This window comes from Arenimonas sp., assembly GCF_019459675.1.
Lineage (GTDB): Bacteria > Pseudomonadota > Gammaproteobacteria > Xanthomonadales > Xanthomonadaceae > Arenimonas.
Window position 1 is genome coordinate 1 of the sequence record NZ_JAIBFH010000219.1, and the last position, 3,001, is coordinate 3,001.

Consider the following 3,001-nt stretch of genomic DNA (forward strand, 5'->3'; position numbering starts at 1 on the left):
CAGGTCATCGCCACCGTGATGTCGATGAACCCGGAAATCCACGGCGACATCCCGGCCCTGATCGGCGCGTCCGCCGCGCTGGCCCTGTCGGGCATCCCGTTCGCGGGCCCGATCGGCGCGGCCAAGGTCGGCTACGCCAACGGCCAGTACCTGCTCAACCCGACCGTGACCGAACTCAAGACCTCCGACCTGGAACTCGTGGTCGCCGGTACCGCTGGCGCCGTGCTGATGGTGGAGTCCGAAGCCAAGGAACTGTCCGAGGACGTGATGCTGGGCGCCGTGATGTTCGGCCACCAGCAGCTGCAGGTCGTCATCAACGCCATCAACGAACTGGTTGCCGAAGTGGGCGTGAAGCATTGGTCCTGGACCGCGCCGGAAAAGGCGCAGGCCCCGATCGACGCGCTCAAGGCCGCCATCGGCAACAAGCTGGAAGCCGCCTTCCAGGTGCGCGACAAGCTCGAGCGCAAGGAAGCCATCTCGGCGGTGAAGAAGGAAGTCATCGCTTCGCTGGCCCCGCAGATCGAAGCCAACGGCTGGAACGCCGCCGACCTGTTCAAGGAATTCGGCGAGTTCGAGTACTCCACCATGCGTGACTCGGTGCTCAAGACCAAGACCCGCATCGACGGCCGCGACCTTTCCACCGTCCGCCCGATCACCGTGAAGACCGGCATCCTGCCGCGCACCCACGGCTCGGCGCTGTTCACCCGCGGCGAAACGCAGGCCATCGTGGTCACCACGTTGGGCACCGCGCGCGACGGCCAGGTCATCGACGCCGTCGAAGGCGAGTCGAAGGACCACTTCCTGTTCCACTACAACTTCCCCCCGTATTCGGTGGGCGAAGCCGGCCGCATGATGGGCCCGAAGCGTCGCGAGATCGGCCACGGCCGCCTTGCCCGCCGCGGCGTCCAGGCCGTGATGCCGACCATGGAATCGTTCCCGTACACCATCCGCGTGGTCTCGGAAATCACCGAGTCGAATGGCTCGTCGTCGATGGCCTCGGTTTGCGGCTCGTCGCTGGCGCTGATGGACGCGGGCGTGCCGATCAAGGCGCCGGTCGCCGGCATCGCCATGGGCCTGATCAAGGAAGGCAGCGACTTCGCCGTGCTGTCCGACATCCTGGGTGACGAAGATCACCTCGGCGACATGGACTTCAAGGTCGCGGGCACCGAGGGCGGCATCTCCGCCCTGCAGATGGACATCAAGATCGACGGCATCACCGAAGAGATCATGAAGGTCGCGCTGGCCCAGGCCAAGCAGGGCCGCCTGTTCATCCTCGGCGAAATGGCCAAGGTCATCTCGACCTCCCGCACGGAGATGTCCGAGTACGCCCCGCGCCTGCTGACCATGAAGATCCACCCGGACAAGATCCGCGAAGTGATCGGCAAGGGTGGCTCGGTCATCCAGGCCATCACCAAGGAAACCGGCACCCAGATCGACATCCAGGACGACGGCACCATCGTCATCGCGTCGGTGAACGCCGCCGCTGCGCAGGCCGCCAAGGAGCGCATCGAGTCGATCACGTCCGACGTGGAGCCGGGTCGCATCTACGAAGGCAAGGTCGCCAAGATCATGGACTTCGGTGCGTTCGTCACCATCGCCCCGGGCAAGGACGGCCTGGTGCACGTGTCGCAGATCTCCAACGAGCGCGTCGAGAAGGTTTCCGACAAGCTCAAGGAAGGCGACGTGGTCAAGGTCAAGGTGCTGGAAGTCGACAAGCAGGGCCGCATCCGCCTGTCGATGAAGGCCGTCGAGGAGGGCGAGGGCCTGTAAGCCCCCGCTGCACTTTGCACGATCCGAGAAAGCGGGCTTCGGCCCGCTTTTTCTTTTGTACGACGGAATCCCGGAAACGGACGACGCGGGCTGCACTTGTCTCACACGTCATGGACACTTCATGGCGCAGCGCGCAGACTCGCGCCTCTTAATCGTCCCACAGGGGGATATCCATGCGTTTTGTCTTGACCATTGCACTGCTGATTGGCGCCACTCACGCCGCCGCTCAGCCCTATGCGTACGTCCCCAACGCCGGTTCGAACAACGTCTCGGTCATCGATGACGCCACGCAGACCGTGATCGCCACGATTCCCGTCGGCGGCCAGCCGTGGGGCGTCGCCGTGTCGCCGGACGGTAGCCGGGCTTACGTTACCAATCGCGGCAGCGCCAGCGTCAGTGTCATCGACACCAGCACCAACACGGTCATCGCGACGGTCGCGGTTGGCGCTGCGCCTATTGGCGCCGTGGTTACGCCCGACGGTAGCGAGGCTTACATCGTAAACTCCAGCAGCGCATCGGTTTCTGTCATCGAGGCCGCGACCAATACGGTGACCGCGACCATCGGCGGCTTCAGCAGCGCGTGGTACCTGGACGTCATGCCGGACGGCTCGCAGGTGCTGGTCGCCGACCAAAGCGCGAATCTCGTGCGCATCATCGACACGGCGACCCACGCGATCGTGGGCAGCTATGTCCAGACCAACAACCCTTGGCACGTCTCCATCTCGCCCGATGGCAGCAAGGCGTACACCTCGAGCTTCTTCGCCGGCCAGGTGGGCGTGATCGATCTGAACACGGGAACAACGACCTCTGTCCCCGGCACCGCCAGCAATTCCGACGCCGCATTCAGTGCTGATGGCTCGGTGGTGTATCTGAGCAGGTGGAATGGCGGCGGCGTGCTGGTGGTGGATGTTGCAACGGATGCCGTTGTCGCGACCATCCCAACGCCCTCTAACCGTACGGACGGCGTCTCCATTACGCCCGACGGGTCGAAGCTCTATGTCGCAGGCGCATCCGCCAACGTGACCTACATCATCGATCCAGCGACCAACACCATCACTGGCACCGTGCCCGTGGGCTCTACCCCCATCGCGTCGGGCGATATGTTCGCGCCGACTGGCTTCGTCGCCCCGATCGCCCAGGGCGTCGAACTCGACGCCGTCCCCGGCGCGCCCTTGGTGTACGCCGAGGAAATCAACGCCACGCCGGGTGCCCCGGTCTCGCTGCTCAACCC

Annotated in this window: 2 protein-coding genes; both read left to right on the top strand. The window is 64.7% G+C overall.

Annotated features, from left to right (window positions below; translation table 11 throughout):
- The coding region (pnp, locus tag K0M70_RS07485) for a polyribonucleotide nucleotidyltransferase (protein WP_290781129.1) at positions 1–1,770 on the top strand (1,770 nt) is incomplete at its 5' end.
- 173 nt (positions 1,771–1,943) lie between these two features.
- On the top strand, positions 1,944–3,001 hold a 1,058-nt coding region (locus tag K0M70_RS07490), incomplete at its 3' end, for a hypothetical protein (RefSeq protein WP_290781131.1).